The 246-nt window shown below is 50.4% G+C and carries 1 protein-coding gene; it reads left to right on the top strand.

What is annotated here, in order from left to right; genetic code table 11:
- Positions 1-246: Ig-like domain-containing protein (locus ACH8JV_RS19650; protein ID WP_396523332.1), on the top strand; the 246-nt coding region annotated here is incomplete at both ends.

The raw sequence follows: 246 nt of genomic DNA, 5'->3' as shown, positions 1-246 counted from the left end.
TGAACGATCCGACTGCGACAGTTGTGGTGACTGTAGATGGTGTGGACTATCCTGCGGTCAATAATGGTGATGGTACCTGGACCCTTGCGGACAATACGCTTCCAGTGTTGACTGATGGACCACATACAGTAACTGTGACAGCGACCGACCCTGCAGGTAATGTGGGGATAACAGGTGCAGTGGTGACTATCGATACCACAGCACCGACAGTTGCGTTAAGTGATGTAACTACCAATGACAGTACAC

The organism is Acinetobacter sp. ABJ_C5_2, assembly GCF_044538485.1.
Classification (GTDB): Bacteria; Pseudomonadota; Gammaproteobacteria; order Pseudomonadales; family Moraxellaceae; genus Acinetobacter; species Acinetobacter nosocomialis_A.
This window is presented reverse-complemented; position numbering and strand designations above follow the sequence as displayed.